The sequence below is a fragment of the Cupriavidus sp. SHE genome (genome assembly GCF_000812445.1).
GTDB lineage: Bacteria > Pseudomonadota > Gammaproteobacteria > Burkholderiales > Burkholderiaceae > Cupriavidus > Cupriavidus metallidurans.
The window spans coordinates 1-2651 of record NZ_JWMB01000100.1 but is presented as its reverse complement, the minus strand read 5'-3'; the positions used below and the strand labels follow the sequence as shown (position 1 = coordinate 2651).

Here is a 2651-nt window from a genome sequence, read left to right as displayed (position 1 = left end):
TGCGTATTCCGCCGAACCTGGACACCCGCTCCGCCGCAAACTGGGCACCTGTTCCAACGCAAACTGGACACGCGTTCCAGGCCAAACTGGACACTACGGGCGCAGCGACGCGGGGTCGATGTTCGGTTTTTACTCCTGGTCAGTCTGCGCTGTCAAACGGGCGCGCATTTTTCGCATGGAATCACCTTTCAACGTGAGCTGATGCGCGTTATGGACGAGCCGGTCGAGGATCGCGTCGGCCAATGTGGCATCGCCGATGGCGGCGTGCCAGTGATCGATCGGCAATTGGCTGGTGACGATGGTCGAGCGGGCGCCGTGGCGGTCGTCGAGCACCTCCAGTAGATCGCGGCGGTGCACATCGTCGAGGACAGCCAGACCCCAGTCGTCGATCACCAAGGCGTCAATTCTGGCCAACTGCTTGAGCAATTTGGTGTAACGGCCGTCGGCTCGGCCGATGCTCAGTTCGTCGAGCAGGCGCGGCAAGCGCACGTAGTAGGCGCTGTAGCCCTGACGGCACGCTTGGTGGGCCAGCGCGCAAGCGAGCCAAGTCTTGCCCACGCCCGTCGGGCCGGTCAGCAGCACGTTCTGCTTCTCAGACAGCCACTGCCCGGCCAGCAGGCGCTGGAACAATGGCTTGTCCAGTCCTCGTGCGTGGCGGTAGTCGGTGTCTTCGGCAACCGTATTCGGCTTGAGCTTGGCGCGCACTAGGCGCAAAGCCAACTGCCGCCCATCACGCTCGGTTGCCTCACGGTCAACCAGCAGGCCGAGGCGCTCTTCGAAGCCGAGGTGATCAAGGTCCAGGCTGCCCTGATCGTGCAAGGCGCGCGCCATGCCGAACAGGCGCAGCTTGTTCAGCTTGTCGTAGGTGGGATGGTGCAGCATCATTTTCCTTTCGTTCGCGCTTCAGTGCAGGATGGAGTTCGATTGGTAGTAGTGGGCGCCGCGCAGGTTCTCGTGCTCCGGCAGGTCGAGCGTGCGTTGCGCGCCCGGCGGGGTCTGCAAGTCCAGGCTATTCTTGAGGATCGATTGCAGGCTCTTCCAACTCACGGCGTTGAGTTTGAGTGCATGCGCGCAGGCCGCTTCGAGGCGCGCGTTGCCGAACTCCTGTCCCAGCCGAAGCACACCCAGGCAACTGCGGAACGCCTGCTGCGGATGGCGCCGCTGGTGCAACAAGCGTTCGACCAGCGTGGTGCAGCGGGGGCCGATGGCAGTAGCCCGGCTGGTCAGTTTCTCCGCGCTCCAGCCTGCGACCTCGCGGTGGGTCCGCGGCATATGCATGTCAACCGTCGTGTGCCGGCCCTTGAAGGCGCAGTGGGCATGACTGGCCAGCCGCTGGCCGTGTCGGAAGATCTCGACCGTCGCTCCGGTGACGCGCACATCGACCTGCTCGCGTGCGTGTTGGTAAGGAACCGAGTAGTAGTGACCGTCGACCTCGACGTGGTAGTCAACGCCGACTCGGGCAAGCTTCCACTCGGCGTACTCATAGGGCTGTGCTGGCAAGGGGCGCAAGGCTGGTTGATCCATTTCGGCGAAGGCGCTGGCGCGGCTGCCGGGCAGCTTCTTGAACGGGCGTTGGTTCAGGGCGGTCAGCAGGGCACGCATCTCGCGGTTCAGTTCGCCAAGGCTGAAGAAGCGCTGATGGCGCAGGCGCGCCAGCACCCAGCGCGACATCACCAACACCGCATTCTCCACTTTCGATTTGTCCTTGGGGCGGCGTACGCGGGCCGGCAGCACAGCCACGCCGTAGTGGTTGGCAAGGTCCTGATAGGTCGGGTTAAGGTCCGGCTCGTAGCGCGACGCCTTGGTCACGCCGCTGCGCAGATTGTCCGGCACCCACAACTCGGTGCAACCGCCGAAGAAGTTCAGGGCACGCACATGGCTGGCGATCCAGTCGGGCAGTTGTTGGGACCAGGTCGCCTCGATGTAGGTGTAGTTCGACGCGCCCAGAACGGCAACGAAGATCTGGGCCTGCTTGATCTCGCCAGTAGCACCGTCCGTCACGGCCACCGTCTGGCCGGCGTAGTCGATGAACAGCTTCTCTCCCGGCGTGTGGGTCTGGCGCATCGACAGCGACAGCCGCTGGCGCCAGCGCCGGTAGTGGTCGCAGAAGGCGCTGTACTGGAAGCCGTCCTCCTGCCCGGCCTTGTACTCCTGCCACAGCAATTCCAGTGTCACGCCCTTGCCGCGCAGTTCGTTGTGGACGCGCAGCCAGTCCGGCGCTGGTCGCTGCACCGAAGACGGCTCGCTGGGCGGGAACAGCAGCCGTTCCAGGGACGGTTCGTCCAACTCCGACGGCAGCGGATAACTCAGGCCCGCCAACTTGGCACGTGCCAAGTAATCGGACACGGTGGTCGGCGAGACGCCAATGATGCGAGCGATTTCTCGCTTCGATCGGCTGTGGCCGAAATACAGCCGCAATACTTCTTGGATTTTACGCATGGATAACCTCTTGTTGGCCAACTGACACCCCGGAAAAATCTGCCAGAGTGCCACGGTTATCCCGCGTTGCTACGCCCTTCTTGGCCGCCTCAAACTGTCCAGTTTGAGGCGGAATCAGTGTCCAGTTTGCGCTGGAATGGCCGTCCAGATTGCCGTGGAATCAGTGTCCAGTTTGCCGTGGAATGGGTGTCCAGTTTGGCGCGGAAAACGCA

2 protein-coding genes are annotated in these 2651 nt (G+C 63.2%); both read right to left on the bottom strand.

What is annotated here, in order from left to right:
• Positions 1 to 129: 129 nt before the first annotated feature.
• Positions 130 to 882, bottom strand: a complete 753-nt coding sequence (gene istB / locus RN01_RS31450) for an IS21-like element helper ATPase IstB (RefSeq protein WP_017515458.1) — start codon at positions 880 to 882, stop codon at positions 130 to 132.
• A 21-nt stretch (positions 883 to 903) separates the two neighbouring features.
• Positions 904 to 2439, bottom strand: coding sequence for an IS21 family transposase (gene istA / locus RN01_RS31445; RefSeq protein ID WP_017515457.1), 1536 nt, complete (start codon positions 2437 to 2439; stop codon positions 904 to 906).
• Positions 2440 to 2651 lie beyond the last annotated feature (212 nt).

What these genes read in the sequence shown, in the direction of transcription:
- istA (WP_017515457.1), bottom strand. Translation starts at nt 2,439, where the DNA reads ATGCGTAAAATCCAAGAAGTATTGCGGCTGTATTTCGGCCACAGCCGA.
- istB (WP_017515458.1), bottom strand. Translation starts at nt 882, where the DNA reads ATGCTGCACCATCCCACCTACGACAAGCTGAACAAGCTGCGCCTGTTC.